The 18,973-nt window shown below is 57.9% G+C and carries 16 protein-coding genes; 12 read left to right on the top strand and 4 right to left on the bottom strand.

The genetic code is table 11. The features are described from left to right. Nucleotides 1–102: 102 nt before the first annotated feature. Nucleotides 103–273: a hypothetical protein gene (locus C6W55_RS16330; protein WP_286893866.1), complete on the bottom strand. Its 171-nt coding sequence runs from the start codon at nt 271–273 to the stop codon at nt 103–105. A 185-nt stretch (nt 274–458) separates the two neighbouring features. Between C6W55_RS16330 and C6W55_RS16325 the strand changes: the two genes are divergently transcribed. The 8 genes from C6W55_RS16325 (at nt 459) to C6W55_RS16290 (ending at nt 9,907) form a co-directional block, all read left to right on the top strand. Continuing rightward, complete coding sequence (locus C6W55_RS16325; protein WP_286893864.1) at nt 459–1,622, top strand: NAD(P)-binding domain-containing protein; 1,164 nt, start codon at nt 459–461, stop codon at nt 1,620–1,622. 48 nt (nt 1,623–1,670) lie between these two features. Next, on the top strand, nt 1,671–3,023 hold the full coding sequence (locus tag C6W55_RS16320) for a GH1 family beta-glucosidase (protein WP_213484503.1): 1,353 nt from the start codon (nt 1,671–1,673) through the stop codon (nt 3,021–3,023). Nucleotides 3,024–3,302: 279 nt separating this feature from the next. Then, nucleotides 3,303–4,322, top strand: a complete 1,020-nt coding sequence (locus tag C6W55_RS16315; RefSeq protein ID WP_286893861.1) for an ABC transporter ATP-binding protein — start codon at nt 3,303–3,305, stop codon at nt 4,320–4,322. Continuing rightward, entirely contained in the window at nt 4,319–5,125 is an 807-nt protein-coding gene (locus tag C6W55_RS16310) for an ABC transporter permease (protein ID WP_286893859.1), read from the top strand. Before C6W55_RS16315 ends, C6W55_RS16310 begins: the two co-directional genes overlap by 4 nt. Next, nucleotides 5,109–5,945, top strand: coding sequence for an ABC transporter permease (locus C6W55_RS16305; RefSeq protein ID WP_286893857.1), 837 nt, complete (start codon nt 5,109–5,111; stop codon nt 5,943–5,945). Before C6W55_RS16310 ends, C6W55_RS16305 begins: the two co-directional genes overlap by 17 nt. Before the next feature lie 106 nt (nt 5,946–6,051). Then, complete coding sequence (locus C6W55_RS16300) at nt 6,052–7,062, top strand: LacI family DNA-binding transcriptional regulator (protein ID WP_286893855.1); 1,011 nt, start codon at nt 6,052–6,054, stop codon at nt 7,060–7,062. 132 nt (nt 7,063–7,194) lie between these two features. Then, nucleotides 7,195–8,883, top strand: coding sequence for a glycoside hydrolase family 13 protein (locus tag C6W55_RS16295; RefSeq protein WP_286893854.1), 1,689 nt, complete (start codon nt 7,195–7,197; stop codon nt 8,881–8,883). 331 nt (nt 8,884–9,214) lie between these two features. Continuing rightward, entirely contained in the window at nt 9,215–9,907 is a 693-nt protein-coding gene (locus tag C6W55_RS16290; RefSeq protein WP_286893852.1) for a response regulator, read from the top strand. 44 nt (nt 9,908–9,951) lie between these two features. On the opposite strand, the gene C6W55_RS16285 is transcribed toward C6W55_RS16290, so the two are convergent. From C6W55_RS16285 to C6W55_RS16275, 3 genes are all read right to left on the bottom strand, one after another. Continuing rightward, complete coding sequence (locus tag C6W55_RS16285) at nt 9,952–11,751, bottom strand: ABC transporter ATP-binding protein (protein WP_286893850.1); 1,800 nt, start codon at nt 11,749–11,751, stop codon at nt 9,952–9,954. Nucleotides 11,752–12,089: 338 nt separating this feature from the next. Beyond that, a complete protein-coding gene (locus C6W55_RS16280; RefSeq protein WP_015256081.1) occupies nt 12,090–12,644 on the bottom strand; it encodes a TlpA family protein disulfide reductase in 555 nt (184 codons plus the stop codon). Between the two features lie 15 nt (nt 12,645–12,659). After that, a complete protein-coding gene (locus tag C6W55_RS16275; RefSeq protein WP_015256080.1) occupies nt 12,660–13,175 on the bottom strand; it encodes a MauE/DoxX family redox-associated membrane protein in 516 nt (171 codons plus the stop codon). Between the two features lie 327 nt (nt 13,176–13,502). On the opposite strand from C6W55_RS16275, the gene C6W55_RS16270 reads away from it, so the two are divergent. From C6W55_RS16270 to C6W55_RS16255, 4 genes are all read left to right on the top strand, one after another. Then, nucleotides 13,503–14,783: an ABC transporter substrate-binding protein gene (locus tag C6W55_RS16270; protein ID WP_286893848.1), complete on the top strand. Its 1,281-nt coding sequence runs from the start codon at nt 13,503–13,505 to the stop codon at nt 14,781–14,783. A 50-nt stretch (nt 14,784–14,833) separates the two neighbouring features. Beyond that, nucleotides 14,834–15,583 (top strand): ABC transporter substrate-binding protein, encoded by a 750-nt coding sequence (locus C6W55_RS16265; RefSeq protein WP_286893846.1) that lies wholly within the window; start codon nt 14,834–14,836, stop codon nt 15,581–15,583. Next, nucleotides 15,496–16,098, top strand: coding sequence for a type 2 periplasmic-binding domain-containing protein (locus C6W55_RS16260; protein WP_157373599.1), 603 nt, complete (start codon nt 15,496–15,498; stop codon nt 16,096–16,098). The genes C6W55_RS16265 and C6W55_RS16260 overlap by 88 nt, the downstream gene beginning before the upstream one ends. 230 nt (nt 16,099–16,328) lie before the next feature. After that, nucleotides 16,329–18,851 carry a beta-mannosidase gene (locus C6W55_RS16255; protein WP_286893844.1) on the top strand — a complete coding sequence of 841 codons (2,523 nt, stop codon included), beginning with the start codon at nt 16,329–16,331 and terminating at the stop codon, nt 18,849–18,851. The last annotated feature ends 122 nt before the right edge of the window (nt 18,852–18,973 follow it).

Genomic DNA, 18,973 nt, shown 5'->3' with positions numbered 1-18,973 from the left:
AGGGGGAACGTTTACCCATCTAGCCTGCAATCACTCGAATTGACTGGAAAAACAGCCACAAAATTGAATGGAATCTTTGCTGATCGCTTCATCCGACTAGCGCTATTCCGGACTTTCGAAATTCAGGATGATGAGTGTTGCAGCATGCAGGACGCACATGACGACCAGCGCCCAGTAGGCACTGGCCAGGACAATGAGGCCTCCGAGCACCGGAATGGCCAGGACGGCTTCCATCACGCCGGTGAGCAGTTTCATGGCTTTGGCATTTGACATGGGCTTAAGCCCCTCCCCTCCGGATCCCGCTGGATGCAAATGCGTAAGACCCCACCACCATGTATATGCGTTGCCGGCATGTCCAGTCAGCGGGAAAACGTTCCTTGTCCCCCGGGTGCGCGCTGTTTTACAATGGTGCCGTCGGGAATCGCATTTCCGCCAAACAGCGAAAGGGACGGTGAAACATGAAGAAAATCGGGTTCATCGGACTCGGGAACATGGGGCTGCCCATGGCGGTCAACCTGGTCAAGGCCGGCTTCGAGGTGTACGGACTGAACCGCAGCAAGGGAGCGGAGGAGAAATTCGCGCAGGCGGGCGGCAAGACCGGGCTGACCCGGGCGCAGCTGGCGGCCGAAATGGACATGGTCATCACCTGCCTGCCGATGCCTGCCGACGTCGAAGCGGTGTATACGGCGCAGGACGGCCTGATTCCGAACGGCCGGCCCGGTCTCCTGCTCGTCGATTGCAGCACGGTCGGCCCCGAACTGAACCGGCGCCTGTTCGATGCGGCGGCGGCCCGCGGCATCGCGTTTCTCGACGCGCCGGTAAGCGGCGGTACGGTCGGCGCGGCCGAAGGCACGCTCAGCATCATGGTCGGCGGCGAACGCGAAGCGTTCGACCGGGCGAGGCCCGCCTTCGAGGCGATGGGCAAGCAGATCTATTATGTCGGTCCGAGCGGCAGCGGCTCGGTCGTCAAGCTGATCAACCAGCTCATGGTCGGCATCCATACGCAGGCGGTCAGCGAGGCGCTGGCGTTGGGGCGCAAGGCCGGGCTCGACGAGGCGGCGCTTGTCGACATTCTGATGGCGAGCTTCGCCAGCAGCCGCATGCTCGACCGCCATTACGCGGGCTTCATCGCGAAGGAAGCGTATGATCCCGGCTTCGCCATCAAGCTGCTCGGCAAAGACCTCGATCTGGCGGCCGAGATGGCGGAGAAGAGCGGCGTCCGGCTGAAGGCCGGGGCGCGTGTGCGCAGCCTGTTTCACCGCGCGATCGCATCCGGCTACGGCGACCGCGACATGGCGGCGATGTTCCGCTTCCAGACGGACGAAGACGCGAAGGAAAGCGAAGCGGGCCCGATCAAGCATTACGCCGTCTTCCTGCCGATGAAGGATGCGGAGAAGAGCGACCGCTTCCGGCCGGAGCATCTGCAGTTTCTGGCCGAGCAGCGCGCGGCCGGCCGGCTGTTCGCCAACGGGCGGTTCACCGACGGCGCAGGCGGTCTGGTCATCTACAAGGCGCGCTCGTACGAGGAAGTGGAAAACTGGGTGAAGCAGGACCCGTACATTGTGCATGGCGCGCGCGGGTATGAGATCCACGAGTGGGATGTCGTGCCGGCGGAAGGGTGAGCCGCGGATTGCAGCGGTTGACGTCACACGATCAGGAGGTATAAACGCGTGACCATTTTAACGTTTCCGAAAGATTTCGTCTGGGGCGTCTCGACGTCCGCCTATCAGATCGAGGGCGCGCTGACCGAGGACGGCCGCGGTCCGTCGATCTGGGATACACTGGCCGCCATTCCGGGGCGCATCATGAACGGCGACGACGCGAGCGTCGCATGCGACAGTTACCACCGGTATGAAGAAGACATCGCGCTGATGAAAGAGCTCGGCGTGAAAGCGTACCGCTTCTCGGTGTCCTGGCCGCGCATCTATCCGCAAGGGGACGGCGAGGTGAACCCGAAGGGCATCGCGCATTACAAGCGGTTCGTGACGAAGCTGCGCGAGGCGGGCATCACCCCGTTCTGCACGCTCTATCACTGGGAACTCCCGCAGGCGCTGCAGGACCGGGGAGGCTGGGAAAACCGGGCGACGATCGATGCGTTCGTCCGTTTCGCCGAGACGATGTTCCGCGAATTCGACGGGCTGATCGATTACTACATGACGTTCAATGAACCGTGGTGCATCGCGATCAACGGCCATCTGCTCGGCCGGCACGCGCCGGGCATCACGAATTGGCAGTCGGCCATTCAGGTCGCCCACAACGTCATGGTCGCCCACGGCCGGACGGTGCGCCGCTTCCGCGAGCTAGGCGTGAAGGGGCAGATCGGCTACGCGCCGGACATGTACTGGTACGAGCCGCTCACCCGCAAGCAGGAGGACGTCGACGCGGCCTACCGCGCATTTTCCATCTACAACTGGTTCGTGGAGCCGGTCTTCACCGGCAAGTATCCGGAGAAGATGGCGGAATGGATCAAGTCGAAAGGCGCCGAGCCGGTCGTCGAGCCGGGCGACATGGACATCATCCGCGAGCCGATGGATTTCCTGGGCCTGAACTTCTACGGCGGCAACATCGTGCGGCACAAGCCGGGCAACAACTACCTGGACCTCGAGCATGTCGATCTCGGCTATGCCAAGTCGGACAAGGGCTGGTTCATTTATCCGGAAGGCCTGTACAAGATGCTGACCTGGCTGACGGATAATTTCGGCCCGATTCCGATCTACATCACGGAGAACGGCGTCTGCTACAACGACGAGCCGGGACCGGACGGCCGGATCCGGGATGACCGCCGCATCGCGTTCCTGCGCGACCATATCGCCGAGCTCGGCCGCGCGATTGAGTCCGGTGTCAATCTGAAAGGGTATCTGACCTGGTCGCTCATGGACAATTTCGAGTGGGCGTTCGGCTACACGTGCCGCTTCGGCCTCGTGCATGTCGATTACAACACGCTGAAGCGCACGCCGAAGGACAGTTTCTACTGGTACAAGAAAATCATCCGCAACAACTGGATTGAGCTTGAGAGCCGTTAACGCGCGTTCACCCCAAAATGCGGTATTTACAAACCTGACATTCCGTGGTAATATCTGTTCTCAACAAGCGATTGACGGAAGGATTTCTAGGGATCCGACGGCCGGCAAGGCCGGGCGAACCGAGCGAAATCGTCGCGTCGGCATTCGGGGTTAAACAAGCAGGACGCGATACACCGTAAGGGATAAAAGACCTTCGGCAAGTTCCGCCATTACCGGCGGTGCGGGCCGGAGGTCTTTGTTGCTTTAGCAGAACAGAGCGAGATGGGAGGGCATGCAGACGTGTTGGCACTGGAAGTGGAAGGGCTGGTGAAAACGTTCCGCGTCAAGCGGAAACCGGAGGGCTTCAAGGCCAGCGTCCGTTCGCTGTTGCGGCCGGAGTGGACGGAGAAGACGGCGGTGGCCGGCATCCGTCTGAAGGCGGAGGCGGGCGAGACGCTGGCTTTTCTCGGGCCGAACGGAGCGGGCAAATCGACGACGATCAAAATGCTGACCGGCATTCTCCATCCTTCGTCCGGCCATGCCCGCGTGCTGGGGATGGTGCCGTGGAAGGAGCGCGCGGCGCTGGCGTTCCGAATCGGCGCCGTCTTCGGGCAGAAATCGCAGCTCTGGTACCATCTGCCGCCGGCGGACACGTTTGAATTGCTCAGCCGGATGTATGAGCTGGGGCGGGCGGATTACCTGCGCCGCCGCGACGAGCTGGTCGAACGATTCGAGCTCGGGCCGTACATGCAGACGCCCGTCCGCAAGCTGTCGCTCGGCGAGCGGATGCGCTGCGAGATCGCGGCGGCTTTCCTGCACCGCCCGGAACTGCTGTTTCTGGACGAGCCGACGATCGGACTCGATGTCATCGTGAAGCGGCGCATCCGCGAGCTGATCGCGGAGCGGAACCGGGAGGAGGGGACGACCGTTTTCCTGACGTCCCACGATCCGTCCGATATCGAGCAGCTCTGCCGACGGGCGGTCGTCATCCATCACGGAACCGTCATCTTCAACGCCCCGGTCGAGCGGCTGAAGCGCGAAGTCTTGACCTGCAAGACGGTCCGCCTCAAGCTGCGGGACGGCGCGCGGCTGCCGGAGAAGCTGCCGGATGGCGTCCGGGCCGCGGAAGCCGGTCCGTCCGCGTGGCGGCTGTCCGTGGACACGACCGCCGCCTCGATCGAGGATGTGCTCGCCGCGTTCATCGGGCATTGCGCGATCGAAGACATGACGGTTGAAGATCCGCCGATGGAGGATGTCATCCGGGCGGTCTACGAAGGCGGGAGCGGCCGTCCGCCGGCGGAGGAGGGGGCGGCGTCATGATGCCGGTTATGGCCAAGCTGCACAAATACCGGGCGGTCGGGATCATCGCGGTCAGGCAGCAGCTGCAGTACCGGGTCGATTGTGTCGTGCGGGCGCTGTTTCTGCTCCTCATTCTGTTCATTTTCATCCATCTGTGGAAGGCGGCGTACGCTTCGAGCGGGACGGAGATGATCGAAGGGTTCGCGCTGAACCAGATCATCTGGTACCTCGTCTTCGCGGAAGCCGTCACGATGGCCTGCCCGCAGCTGTGCATCCGGATCGAGGAAGAAGTGAAGCAGGGCGAGGTGGCGGTCCGGCTCATCCGGCCCATCGCCTACAACGGGTTTCATTACATGACGTATCTGGCGGAAGCGGGCGTCCGCTTCCTCGTCCAGCTCGCCGCGGGGAGCGCGATCGCCTGGGCCTACATGGGGCCGCCGGCCTTCGGCTGGGGCTGGGCCGGGCTCGCCGCGCTGCTGCCCGGAGCGTTCACCGTCGCGTTCCTGCTCAATCTGGCCGTCGCGCTGCTCGCCTTCTGGGTCGAGGAGACACGCGGCATGGAGTTCGTCCTGCAGAAGCTGAATTTCACGGCCGGCGGCATGCTGCTGCCGCTCGAACTGATGCCGGACTGGCTGGAACGCGTCTGCGGGTGGCTGCCGTTCCAGGCGGTGCTCTATTTCCCGGCCCGCATGGGCGTCGCGTTCGACGGCGGGCGGCTCGCCGCATTTCTGCTGACGCAGTGGGGCTGGGCCGCTGCGCTTGCGGTGCTGTGCGCGTTCATCTATCGGAGAGGAGTGCGGAAGCTGAATGTCAACGGCGGTTAGGCTGTCCGGCGGCCGCGGGAGCCGCGTCCGGCGCGCAGCCGGCATCTTGCGGTACGTGCTGACGTGCTGGAAGCTGAATCTGGCCGCCGCGATGGAGTATCGGGCCAGCTTCTTCATGCTGGCGGTCATGATGTTCGTGAACAACTGCATCTGGCTCGTGTTCTGGGCGATTTTCTTCGCACGCTTTCCGGCCGTGAACGGCTGGGATCTGCGGGACGTCATGCTGCTGTGGGGCATCAGCGCGGGCGGATTCGGCTGGTCGAACGTGCTGTTCGGCAATTACCCCCGCATCGCGCCCATCGTGGCGAACGGCGAGCTGGATGTGTTCCTGACGCAGCCGAAACCGCTGCTGCTGGGCGTGCTGGTCAGCCGCATGTCGCTGACGGCGATGGGCGACTTCCTGTTCGGCGTCGCGATCTACGCCCTGGCCGGCGAACATACGCTGATCGGCGCCGCGAAATATGCGCTGGGGCTCCTGATCAGCGGCCTGCTGTTCCTGTTCGTGACGCTCGCCGCCGGCACGCTGGCGTTCTTCTTCGGCCAGGCGGAAGGGATGGCTTCCCAGCTCTTTAACGGTCTGGTCGCGCTCAGCACGTATCCGACGGATATTTTCAAGGGAACGGCGCGGATCGTCCTGTTCACGGTGCTGCCGGCCGGCTTCATCAGCTACGCGCCAATCGGTCTGCTCCGGCGGTTCGACGGGACGTTCGTCTGGCTCGCCGCCGCCGCGGTCGCCGCGTTCGGCCTGCTGGCCGTCTCGCTGTTCGCCGTCGGCGTGAGGCGCTACACGTCGGGCAACCGGATGGCCATGCGCGGCTGAAAAAAGCAGTTGCCCGGCCGGGTCAAGGGGGATATAATGACCCTGAAAAGCTTTTCAAACCCGTTTCATGCTTGTTTCGGGTTTCATTCAGGGGTGCGTGGCTGCAATGAAACCGACGATTCGCGATGTCGCGAAACTGGCAGGCGTTTCGATCAGTACCGTATCGCGGGTCATGAACGCGCCCGAAACGGTCGTGCCGGAGAAGCGGCAGCGCGTCCAGGAAGCGATCGAGCGGCTCCGGTACAAGCCGAACGCTTTCGCGCGCGGCCTGATCTACAAGAAATCCGATACCTTCGGCGTCATGATCCCGGATATCGAGAATCCGTATTACGCGGGACTGCTGCGCGGCATCCAGGACGCCGCCGCGGAGATGAACCACAGCGTCATCATCTGCAACACGGACCGCGACAGGAGCCGGATGCTCGCCTATGTGCGGAACCTGTTCGAGAAGCAGGCGGACGGCATCATTTTCGCGAGCGATTCGCTTCATCGAGAGCTCTATGACGAACTGAAGCGAAGCCGGCTGCCGTTCGTGCTCGTCTCGACCGATGCGCCGGAATACGACGCGCCGTCCGTGGACATCGACAACGAGCAGGCGGCCTGCGAGGCGGTGCGCCATCTGATCGAACTCGGCCACCGGGAAATCGGCATGATCGGCTTCCCGGTCGGGAATACGATATCCGGCGCGCCGCGCCTTGCGGGTTTTTGGCGGGCGCTGGCGGAAGCCGGGCTCGACCATTGCGCTTCCCATGTGGAATTTGCGGCCCATCGGTTTGAAGACGCCTGCGAAGCCGCCGGCCGGCTGTTCGCCCGGGCGCCGCAGATCACGGCGGTCTTCGCGGCATCGGATGAATTCGCGATGGGCGTGATCGCGTACGCGCGGGATCACGGGAGGACCGTGCCGGATCAGCTCTCGGTCGTCGGGTTCGACGACATCCGGATGGCGCGCATGTTCATCCCGCGGCTGACCACCGTCGAGCAGCCGGTCTATCAGATCGGCGTGCGTGCGGTTCACAAATTGCACGAGCTGATGGTGAACGGGAAAGTTTCCGTTCTGCACGAGCGGCTGCCCCATCGGCTGATCATCCGGGAATCGACGGCCAGACTCCGCGTCTGAGCGCGGCGGCAAGGCGGGCAGTCCGCCGTCCCCGGCTGATTCGGGGACATGCGCATGATGCTGAAAAGCTTTTCGACCCCGTGCACTCAGGCAGTATTTCGTGTATGGACTTGTGGGAGGATATGTAAAAGGATGATACAGACAGAGAACATTTCGGCGGGAGAGAAAACCATGCTGGGCAGACCGACCTGGTGGAAAGAAACCGTCGTCTATCAGGTGTACTGGCGAAGCTTCTTCGATACGAACGGCGACGGCATCGGCGATCTGCGCGGCGTCATCGAGAAGCTCGATTACATCCGCTCGCTGGGCGTCGATTTCATCTGGCTCAATCCGTTCAACGAATCGCCGGGCGTGGACAACGGATACGACATTTCCGACTATTATGCCGTGGCGCCGGAAGCGGGGACGATGGCGGATGTCGACCGGCTGATCGAGGAAGCGCATCGGCGGGGTCTCAAGATCATGATGGACATCGTGCTCAATCATACGTCGGACCGCCATCCCTGGTTCCTCGCTTCGCGGTCGTCGAAGGATGATCCGAAGCGCGACTGGTATATCTGGCGCGATCCGGCGCCGGACGGCGGACCGCCGACGAACTGGCGGTCCTATTTCCACCCGAGCTGCTGGCGGTTCGATGAGGCGACCGGGCAATATTACATGCATTCGTTCGCCATCGGGCAGCCGGACCTCAACTGGGCGAACCCCGAAGTGCGGCAGGCGATGTACCGGATGCTCCGCTTCTGGCTGGACAAGGGTGTGGACGGCCTCCGGCTCGACGCGCTGGCGCTGCTCGCCAAGCCCGAAACGTTCACGGATGCGGCCGATCCTTACGATATCCGCTATCTGACGCACAATCCCGGGCTTCATGATTATCTGCAGGAAATGAACCGCGAAGTGTTCCGCCACTACAACATCATGACGGTGGGCGAGGTTGCCTTCGCGACGCCGGAGCTGGGCGTGCTGTTCGTCGACGAGGAGCGGCGGGAGCTGGACTCGTTGTTCCATTTTGAAGTGGCGGACGAGATGCCGGCCTGGGACATGGTGCGGTTCAAGCGGATTCAGCGCCGCTGGGCGGACGCGCTGCGCGGAAAGGGCGTGATGGGACAGTTCCTGAACAATCACGACCATACGCGGCAGGTGACGCGCTACGGGAACGACCGGGAGTATCGCGTGCAGTCGGCCAAGCTGCTCGCCACGATGATTCATACGCTGCCGGGCATCCCTTACGTTTATCAGGGGGAAGAGCTCGGCATGACCGGCGTCCGGTTCGCGTCCATTGACGATTACCAGGACGTCATGATGAAGAGCCGCTACGAAGAAGAAGTCGGCCGGGGCCGCAGCCCGGAAGAGGTGCTGCGCGAACTGCAGCCGCTCAGCCGCGACAACTCGCGCACGCCGATGCAGTGGAACGCCGGACGGAACGCCGGCTTTTCGGCCGGCGAGCCGTGGATCCGTCCGAATCCGAACCATACCGCGATCAACGTGGAAGAGGCGGAGGCCGATCCGGATTCGGTGCTGCACTATTACCGGAAGTTGATCGCCCTGCGCAAGGAACATCCGGTCATGGTGTACGGTGATTTCGAGGATATCAGCGGGGACGATCCGCATGTGTACGCTTATGTCCGGAAGCTTGGCGATACGGCGTGGATCGTCGTGCTGAACCACAGCGACGCGCCCGGCGCATTCGAGCTGCCGGAGCCGTACGCCGGAAAGACGATGCAGCTGGTGCTCGGCAATTATGCCGATGCGGACAAGCTGCTGCGGGCGGGGAAGCTCGGGCTTCGGCCGCATGAGGCGCGGATTATGAGCTGCGTCGTCTGACCATGAAGGACGTCAGGCCGCGCTGCTGCGTTAGAATTGAATGAATGCAAGGAAGGGCGAAGAGGAGTGCGACACTCCTGTTCGCCTTTTTCTTTGGTTCTGTCCGCTGGCATATGGGATGCGCAGGAATAGAAATAACTAATTCATTCAAGTTGAGAAAATGCAAAAAAGAGGAAAATATAAGATGTATAAAGAATACATGGAAATATAATCAACAAATAGGGGGGCGAGAAACGTATATTCTCATTCATCCTCGACTATGGGTAAAAGCAACCATAGGGAAAGGGGAAACATTTGGGAAAACAAATTGCTGAGGAGGGATTTGGTACCGATGGAAAGTCTAAGCCGAGTAGCCGATGAGAAGAAACTGCGTGTTTATTCAGTACTGGTAATCGACAAATTCCCTGCAATCGTTGAAGGTACGAAACGGCTTCTCGAGCAAGAGAAGGAAGGGCGATTCCGTGTTTGCGGAGTAACAGAACTCTATCAAGCGGTGCGGGAAATGAAAGAACACTTTTACCATTGTGTGTTGTTGGATCTATTTTATCCCAATATTGTGAATGCGATCAATAAATTATGCAGTTGCAACCCCAACTCCAAAATCTTGATTTTCACTAACGAAGATCCGTCGCCCTATTTTAATCGAATGATTAAAGCTGGAGCGGTTGGATTTCTCAGCAAGACCAGCAGTTCAGAGCAGATGGCCAATGGTATCATCGCTGCTATTGAGGGTCAATCCTGCGTCCCGATTCATCTGATCAGGGAACTGAGAAGGACAGTAACTTATATCGAACATCAAGATGGCGTAAAATGCGAAGAGATTTCGGAACGCGAAGAGGAAGTACTCAAATATATTGCTCTCGGATATACCTATAAAGAAATGGCCAATCAAATGTATATCAGCCAGCGATCAATCGAAAATCTGGTGTCCAATTTATACAAAAAATTCAATGTGACAACTCGCAAAGACATGATCAACAAAGCTCGGGAAGTCAAGCTGCTCCCTAAGAATATAATGGAATAAACGTAAGGGCGAAGAGGAAGCATGAACGGCTCCCGTTCGCCCATTTAAGTATACCAGTCCGCTTGCGCATGATACATGCGGGAATACTCTCCCTCTAACTTGAGAAGTTCGTCATGGGTCCCTTGTTCGACTAGTTCTCCGTCTTTCAACACGAGAATGTGATCTGCGATTTTACAACTGCCCAGCCTATGAGAAATCAACAGCGTGATTTTGCCCTCAGACAACTCGGCAAATCTTTTGTACAGAGATTGTTCCGCTATCGGATCCATTGAAGCTGTAGGTTCATCCAGTACGATGATTTCACTCTCTTTGAAAAATGCGCGTCCGAGAGCCAGCTTCTGCCATTGTCCTACTGACAATTCCGTGCCGCCTTCGAATTCGGGTCCAAGCCGCGTATCAAACCCATCGGGGAGGGACGAGATGACTTCTGATGCCCCAGAACGTGCAGCCGCCATTTCAAGTGCAGTTTGGTCCGACAAGCGCCCGATATCGCCATACCCGATGTTTTCCCTTGGAGTATTATATAAACGGAGAAAGTCTTGAAATACGGCAGCGATGTTTCGATATAACGCCGATTTGTCTATATTCTTTAAATCTACTCCGTCATATTCAATCTTGCCAGAGTATGACGAATACAGTCCGATCAGGCAATTTACGAGCGTGCTTTTTCCTGCTCCGTTTTCGCCGACAATTGCTACAGTTTGGTTCGGTTTAATATGCAGCGATATATTCTTAAGGGTGTATTCCGAACGGTTAGGATAACGGAATGACAAGTTGTTCACGGTAATTCCTTTTGTAATTGGGCCTTTGAAGGCCTGCAACGCGGCAGCAATTTCGCTGTTCTGTCCTTCTTCGTTGGTGTCCATGAACAGGAAAAATTCATTCATCATCAACGCGTCTTCGTACAAGGATGAAAGTTCAAACGCCAACTTCTTTAATTGGCTCTGTGTAGAAACCAGAATTTGATAGATTGCAACAAAATGACCGACTGTCAGATTTCCGTTTATACAAACAAATATTGAATAAATCGTAAACAACATCCCCAGCAAACTTTGAATGCTTTCGACGGCGGAGCGGGCTTTAAACGATCTGCGTTCAACCTTTTTTTGTTCCGCAGCATTGTTCCAATAGATGGCGCTCCACTCTTTCAACAGCGTTTGGCCAAGGTTATAAATACGCAATTCTTTTGCAGATGATCGGTTGGTCAATAAGTCGAACAAATATTGCATGCGGCGGGTGAAAGGCGTTTGGAGACGGAGCAGCCAAAATTTCCATTTTCCAATCTTCATGTTGACCCATAGCGACGGGATCATATACAAAATGATGGCCACGGTTAATAGCGTATCAAATTGACCAATCAGCACAATGAACGAAATCAATGTCACAAGAGACTGACCGGCAGAAAACAGAAAATCGATCACCCGTTGGCCGCTGAATGTAATCGTTGATCTTGCTCTTTGAAGCTGATCGTAGAATTGTGAATCATCGAATCGAATAACGGGGAACAAGACGGTTTTCTCAGCCAGCATTCCTTCCATTCGATAGCCGGTCTTCTGCTGGAGCAATAAGGTTATATATTGGTTCAACAGTTCTATTAAAACCGCAAAAATGCCGATAATAAAGATGACAACAAGCACGGTTATACAGTCTCGCATGTTGCCCGCTTGGTTCAATAAGGACGCGACACTGTTCGTCAGTTCTTTCGTCAGATCGATCTGCAAAGTCGGAAGCACTGCAGCAACAAACTTGAAAATCAGCAAAGATAAGCACACGACAGGGGCGGTACGCATGGCAAGCGCAATTGACTTGGCGAGAGTTGTGAAGACTTTACGTGTTCGAATCATGGCAAGTATGCATCCTGTTCATGCTCGAATGAGTCAGGTTCTCGATCGAACTTCCTGTGATGCCAGAGTAGCAATTGGATCATGAGTCCTCCCGGTATGAGATGAATGGATGATTATGTGAAGAGACTAGAAGCCGAATCCGACTTCTAGTCTCTTCGTGCAAAATAGCCGGTGTTGTCAACAATCGCAAGATTGATTGCAGATGCGGCCGGTGCTATCGATAGAGACTCTGAGTTGCTTGTAGGAATTATTCGCATAGCACGTGCCGCTGCAATACCACGTTCCGCCGGTGCACATTCATATTCACCTCCTTTCAAAAAACGTCGTTTACGAGCACATCAGCTTGCCTCTGACAACATTCGTTCCATATAAGAGCCTTCGAACAATAAGAGATCCAGCATCTCACCTGTAGGGATCCCTCCTTTTGCACAGATGGTTCCGTCACGGGAGACATAGTATGCGAATGGAAAGATGTTCACTTTCGTATGAGTGAGCGTCTCTTGATCAGCATGGAAGACCGGGACGCGTATGGCGTGTTCTGTGATTTTGGTGGTAATGGCATCTGTATTGCCTTCGACGAACAGCAGCAAATTCACGTCATGATTCTCTGCAAACCCCGAGACTACAGGATATATTGCGTTGCATACGCTGCATCCGGCAGATGTGAAGAGCATGATGGCGGGCTTGCCGGAATCGAGTTCCTCCCTCAGCCAACGATTGTTCATGGATCGAATTTGAAGTTCTGGAAACTGATCTTTGACGGGCAGCCCGTAACTCTGTAATTGCAGCACTTGTTCTTTTGGTTTCATTGCCGGTGAATTCAAGTAGGATAGTACGAGCAGCAACACAACCGACCATAGTACGAAATGGGAAATGAATTCTACAGATTCCATTGAAAACTCACCTTGTCAGCCCGTTTGTTTTGTGACGGAGTGTTTCACAATACTGGATGTCAAAATGTAAATCACGATATAGCCTATTGATGTAAACGCTTGGTATACAAGTTGCTGAGCAGGGATAGTGTCAATTGTTATTGATTCGACAATCAGCAAGTAAAGGATCATCCCGATCAAAACGACCAGACGAATTAACGTGGAAACGCCCATTTTCTCGGGCAAAAGATTACCGAAGCAGTTGCAATCGGGTTGTTTTTTCTGGTAAACGGCTCTGCTGACGACTGCAGCAAACGCGATGAACAAAAGAAGTACCGCAACTTGTCCGACCATCTGCACTGGAGGAATAATAAGAAAAAGACCGAGAATAAGTTCTAAGGCGGGAACCAACCAGCCCAAAATTTTAATTTGGTTTCGTTTCACGCCGATTTCGAACAGTGTTTTTTGGAAGTTTTTTCGCGAAACAAACTTGGATATCGAGGAAATGATCAAGATGCCTGATAAGACCAGCGTGATGTATATGGAGACCATGAAAATCCCCCTTTTTCACGAATAATTGAATTGTCGTAACCAAGAACAATCATACAATACACCGATTATTTTGTTACCGCTTACATTTTGTGATTATGGTGAAAATGTAATTGCGTATTAACCACAGTTTATTTGCGGAAAAAACCATATAAATAACAAAAAGAGAAAATACGGTTCTCGTTGTTTGCAATGGAATCATAGTATAAACTAACTATTAAGTATAGATTCATCCAGTATTGAGAGGGAAGGAGGCCTAATATGAGGGTGCGGGATCTGCAAATATAGCAGATCAAGTAGAACGACAAAATCTACCGCGGGGGTATTACAATGTTAAGAACGTATATCCTGATTGCCGCAACAGCGCTTCTGCTGGCTGCCTGCCAGTCCGCCTTGCCTGTACAGCCGAATGCAGAGGAACCGACTTATACCGGCACGCTGCGGGTCGGGCTGCATGGCGAGCGATGGGCCCGCGACCCGTATCCGGCGGGCGCTGACGGCTGGGCCAATCAGACGCTGCAGGAACGGTCGAAGATGTTCATGGAACAATATCCGGGCGTGGAAATCGAGTTCGTCAACGTGGCGTACGACCGGAATTTCGAGCAGATTCTGGCGGATCCGGGGCTTATGCCGGATATTCTCGAACTGACCGTGTTCGAAGCCCGTCTCGTGCGGGATCGCATCGAAAGTCTGGCGCAGCGGATCGAAGCAGAAGCGGTACGCTGGCAGGGCGATTACATGAACGTGATCGAGCTTGCGAAGGTGGACGGCGACTCGATCCTGCTGCCGCTGACAAGCGACCCGTTGCTGGTGTTCTACGAGACGAATGTGCTGGCGTCGAACGGGGTGCCGCTGCCGGAGGAAGGATGGACGCTGGTTGATTTCGCGGCGGCCGGCCAGCAGTTGACCCAAGCCGGTCATGGGGTCGGGCATGCGTTGACGCTGAATGCGATGGAACCGTTCATCAACGGGCTCGGCGGGCAATTTATGAGCGCGGACGGCCGGATAACCGGAGTGTTCGACAGTGAAGCGTCGGTGCAGGCGTTCGTCCGCTATGCGGAACTGCTGCAGGCTGCATCTGGAGACGGACAGGCTCCTTCCGGCCCGGTCGAAACGGTGCTCCGCGTCGAGCGGGCGTCGAGCACCAGCAGCACGCTCGGACGGTATTCCGCCGCGCCGCTGCCCGATGCGCCGGACGGCAAGCGATACAACAACGCGCTTATGACCGGACTTGCGATCCTGAAGGATTCCCGCCAGCATGAACTGGCCTGGGAATATATGCGGTATGTGCTCGGGGAAAGCAGCGACGAAGCGCTGGACAACGTCGTCCTGTATACGTTGGAGAAGTTCGGCCGCACGCTCAATTTCCGCAACGGGCAGGAAGCGCCGCAGGTGTTCGAGGATACGAAACGCTGGATGCGGCACGAGATCACGTTCGCTCCGCCCGCCGCGTTCGATTTGGTCTGGTATGACGGCAACCGGGAAGGGCTGGCGCCGCAGCGGCCGCTTCAGCAATTGTACGGCTATACGAATGCCGAGGCGGCAAAGTCCGATCTTGCCTTGTGGGCGCAGGAACTGCAGGCGCATGCGGAGGCGTTGTCTGCGCCGTAACGTTGGCGCGGCGGCTTGAGCTGGGGGAATTTTGGGAAGGAGTTGTTCGTATGAGCGTACGCATGAAGACGGCGGCCGCTCTCTTCGCTGCGATGCTGTTATTGGCCGCCTGCCAGTCCGGCATAGTGCAGCCGGATGCAACGGAAACGTCCTACAGCGGCACGCTGCGGGTCGCACTGTTCGGCGGATATTCCTTCCAATCGACGCCTTATCCGGCCGGAAACAAGCCTTATCCGATCCACGACCGGATAAAGGCTTTCATGGAGCAAAACCCGAATGTACAGATTGAAGTGACGGACTTCCCTTCCCTTTCTGCGAAGCCGACCGCCGTCCGGGAGGCGCTGGACGATCCGGACGGGTATGACATCATCGAGATGAACATTCATGAAGCGCGGCTCGCCGGAAACGGACGTCTGTCCAGCCTGGAGAGCCGCATTCAGGAGAATAAGCCGCGATGGGACGGCGATTACGCGAAAGTGATCGAACAGGCCGAGATCGACGGCATACCTTATCTATTGCCGGTTCGAAGCGATCCGATGATGGTCTACTACGATCGGCTGGCTTTTGCACAGCTTGGCCTGCCCGAACCCCGGGAAGGATGGCCGCTGGAGGAATTCGCATCCGCTGCGAATCGGCTGGCGGAAGCGGGCTTGTCTGTCGCATTCCGATCGATTTCAACTCGGCGGAGCCCATCATCCGCGGACTCGGAGGCGTGTACACGTCACCTGATTATCAGGACATCGAAGTTTATCTGGACAGCGGCGAGACCGTCGAGGCTTTCGTCCAGTATGCCCGCATGATGCCCGGACACTTCGTAAGCGGAGCGTTGCTTTTCCCGAATCGGGTGGCTTCCCTGGGAATGGTGCGCGCCACCGAGATGCATCATGTTATCCGCTCCGATGCGGGCGACTACCGGATGGTTCCCTTACCGGTTTCGCCGTCTGGCGAACGATGGAACACATCGCTTCTGACCGGGCTTGCCATCCCGGCAAGTTCCAACCAGCAGGAGTTGGCCTGGGCGCTGATGTCCTTCATCGTCGGGGACACCAGCGAGGCCGCCATGGATTTCCTGGCGCGCAATACGCTTGAAGTTCATCACCAGGTCTATCGCGACGAACCGGATCCGCGCGACGACGAGTTGCGGGCGTGGATCCGAAGCGAAGCAGTCACGGCCGCCCCGGCTTCTTTCGATCTGTTCATGACCCTAAACGGTGCGTACGACGCGAATTATCCGTATCCGTCTCAGCGAATCGGCGATTATAACGATTCTGCGATCGTGCGAGAAGACTTGAACCTGGCGGCGCAGTTCCGTTAGTTTAGTTATCGGTTAGGATGCATATTTGACAAGATAAGGTCTCTCAGTTCCGCTAGGATGGCGGATTGAAGCCAGCGCTAATGGATACATCTTAAGCGGAATCGATCTCCTTCCACTCCCCGTGCAACCCCACCGCCCGGCTGTGCTATAATGGAGAAGACCGTTCCAGGCCGGCCCGCGCCCGAAGAACGGACGGCCATCGGACGAACACGGAAGGAGCGCATCAAGAGATGGAACTGAAATCGTTATGGCGCCTGCACGGCTTCGATGTCGGACAAGTCCGCCCGCAGGACATCGCCTCGCCCGGTCTGGACGATCGGTTCTGGATGACGGCCGCCGTGCCGGGCGACGTCCACACGACGCTTATCGAGCGCGGCATCATCGACCATCCGTATTACGGCCACAACGATCAGAAGAGCCGCTGGATCGAGCAGAAAGAATGGTGGTACCGGACGCAGTTCGAGTACGCCAAGACGGAAGAACCCGGCACGCGCTACGAGCTGACGTTCGAAGGGCTCGACACGTTCGCGACGGTGTTCCTGAACGGACGCGAGATCGGCAGCACGGACAACATGCTGACCGCGTTCACGTTCGACGTCACCCGTGTCCTGATGAGCGGCAAGAACACGATCGCGGTCAAATTCGACCCCGTATCGCTGCACAACAAGGACAAAGAGCAGTTCCAATGGTCGTCCTATACGAAGGAGCGCCCCTGGATCCGCAAAGCGGCGATGAACTTCGGCTGGGACTGGGGTCCGCGCATGGTGACGACGGGCATCTGGGGCAAGGTGCGGCTCGAGAAGAAGCGGATTGCCAGGCTGGACAGCGTCTATGCCCGGACCGTCTCCATTGATGGCGGCGCGGCCGTCGTGCGGGTCGACGCCGAAGCGTCCGCGTTCCGCGGCTTCCGGGATCGCCGCCTGACCTGTGAAGTGTCGCTGATCGACCGGGAAGGCCGCGCCGCGGCAGCCGGCACGATCGCCCTCGAAGGCGGCAAGGGCGCTGCGGAACTTCGCGTGGCGAATCCGCATCTGTGGTGGACCCACGATCTCGGCGAGCCGTATCTGTACCGGCTTGAAGCGAAGCTGCTCGTGGACGGCGAGGAGACCGACCGGTACGAGACGTCGTTCGGCATCCGCACGATCGAACTCATGCTGAAGGACGACGCTGGCAACAACGCCTTCGCGTTCAAGCTGAACGGCGTGAAGCTGTTCGCCAAGGGGACGAACTGGATTCCGGCGGACCATTATATCGGTTCCATCCCGGATCAGCGGTACCGCGACCTGATCGACCTCGCGGTGTCGTCCCATCAGAACATGCTGCGGGTATGGGCCGGCGGCATTTACGAGAAAGACGTGTTCTACGACGAATGCGACCGGCGCGGCGTGCTCGTCTGGCAGGACTTCTGCTTCGCGAACGCGCTGTTCCCGGATTTCAACAAGAACTTCATGGACAACGTCCGTCGCGAAGTCGAGTACAATGTGCGCCGGCTGCGCAACCACGCGTCGCTCGCGCTCTGGTGCGGCAACAACGAGATCGACTGGCTGGTCGACATGAAGACGTCGGGCGGCGACATCGACTGCCCGTTCTACGGCGAGACGATCTACCACGAGCTGATTCCGGACGTGCTGGAGCAGCTCGACCCGAGCCGGCCGTACTGGCCGTCTTCGCCGTACGGAGGCAACGACGCCAACGACCCGGACGAGGGCGACCGCCATAATTGGCAGGTCTGGCACGGCTCGGTCTATCCGCGCAAGTTCGGCGAGCCGCCGATTCTCGATTACAGCGTGCAGGGCGTCAGCTTCAAGAACTACAAAAAAGACTTCGCCCTGTTCAGCAGCGAGTTCGGCATGCACGCCTCGGCGAACCGGTACACCCTGCAGAAATGGATCCCGGCCGACCAGTTCTACTGGGGCAGCGTCGAGATGGCGTACCGGAACAAGGACACCGCCCATCAGAAAGGCATCCTGCTGATGGAAGGCTACACCGGCATTCCGAAGGACATCGAGGAGTACATGAACTTCTCCATGCTGACGCAGGCCGAAGGCTTGAAGTACGGCATCGAGCATTATCGGCGGAACAAGCACCGGACGAGCGGCTCGCTCATCTGGCAGCTGGGTGACAGCTGGCCGGGGACGAGCTGGTCGATCATCGACTACGAGCTGCTGCCGAAGGCGGCGTACTACTACGCGAAGACGTTCTATCATCCGGTGCTGCTCTCGATCGACCACGAACCGGGCGATCCGCTGAAAATATGGGTTGTGAACGACACGCTCGGCACGCTGAGGGGCAAGGTGCGGCTGTCCGTGTACGATTTCTCCGGCACTTTGCTCGGCGAGCGCGAGTGGCAGGCGGATGTGCCGGCCAACGGCGCGGTGAAGATCGGCGAGCTGGCCGAGCCGGAGGCCTTGATGGGCGGCCGGCCCGAGCAGGTCTATGTGCGCCTTACGGCGGAAGGGTTCGACGCCCCGGCGAACGGCTATTTCCTCCGCGACCACAAGGATCTCGCGCTGCCGAAGGCATCGGTCCGCGCCGCGAAGACGGAGGCGGACGGCGAAGTCGTCGTGACGGCCGAAGGCGGGCTCGCCCGCATGGTGAAGCTGGAGCTTCCGGCCGGAAATCTCCGGTTCAGCGACAACTATTTCGACCTGCTGCCGGGCGAGCAACGCACGGTGCGTATTGCACGCGCGGACGGCGCGCCGGCGGATCTGGACGGGCTGACGGTCAGCGCCATTAACAGTCAACAAGGTTAAATGTTCATCAGGTGAAAGGCATGGCGTTGCGGAAGCCGGGCGCGGATGGCGTCCGGCTTCCGGTTTGTTGGCGGGAAAACGGTTCCGGTGTCATAATGGAGTCGGGGACATCCGGGAGGCGT

It is taken from the genome of Thermobacillus sp., from assembly GCF_003390775.1.
Classification (GTDB): Bacteria; Bacillota; Bacilli; order Paenibacillales; family Paenibacillaceae; genus Thermobacillus; species Thermobacillus xylanilyticus.
The sequence above is the reverse complement of the archived record's forward strand: the minus strand, read 5'-3'. Positions and strand labels throughout refer to the sequence as shown.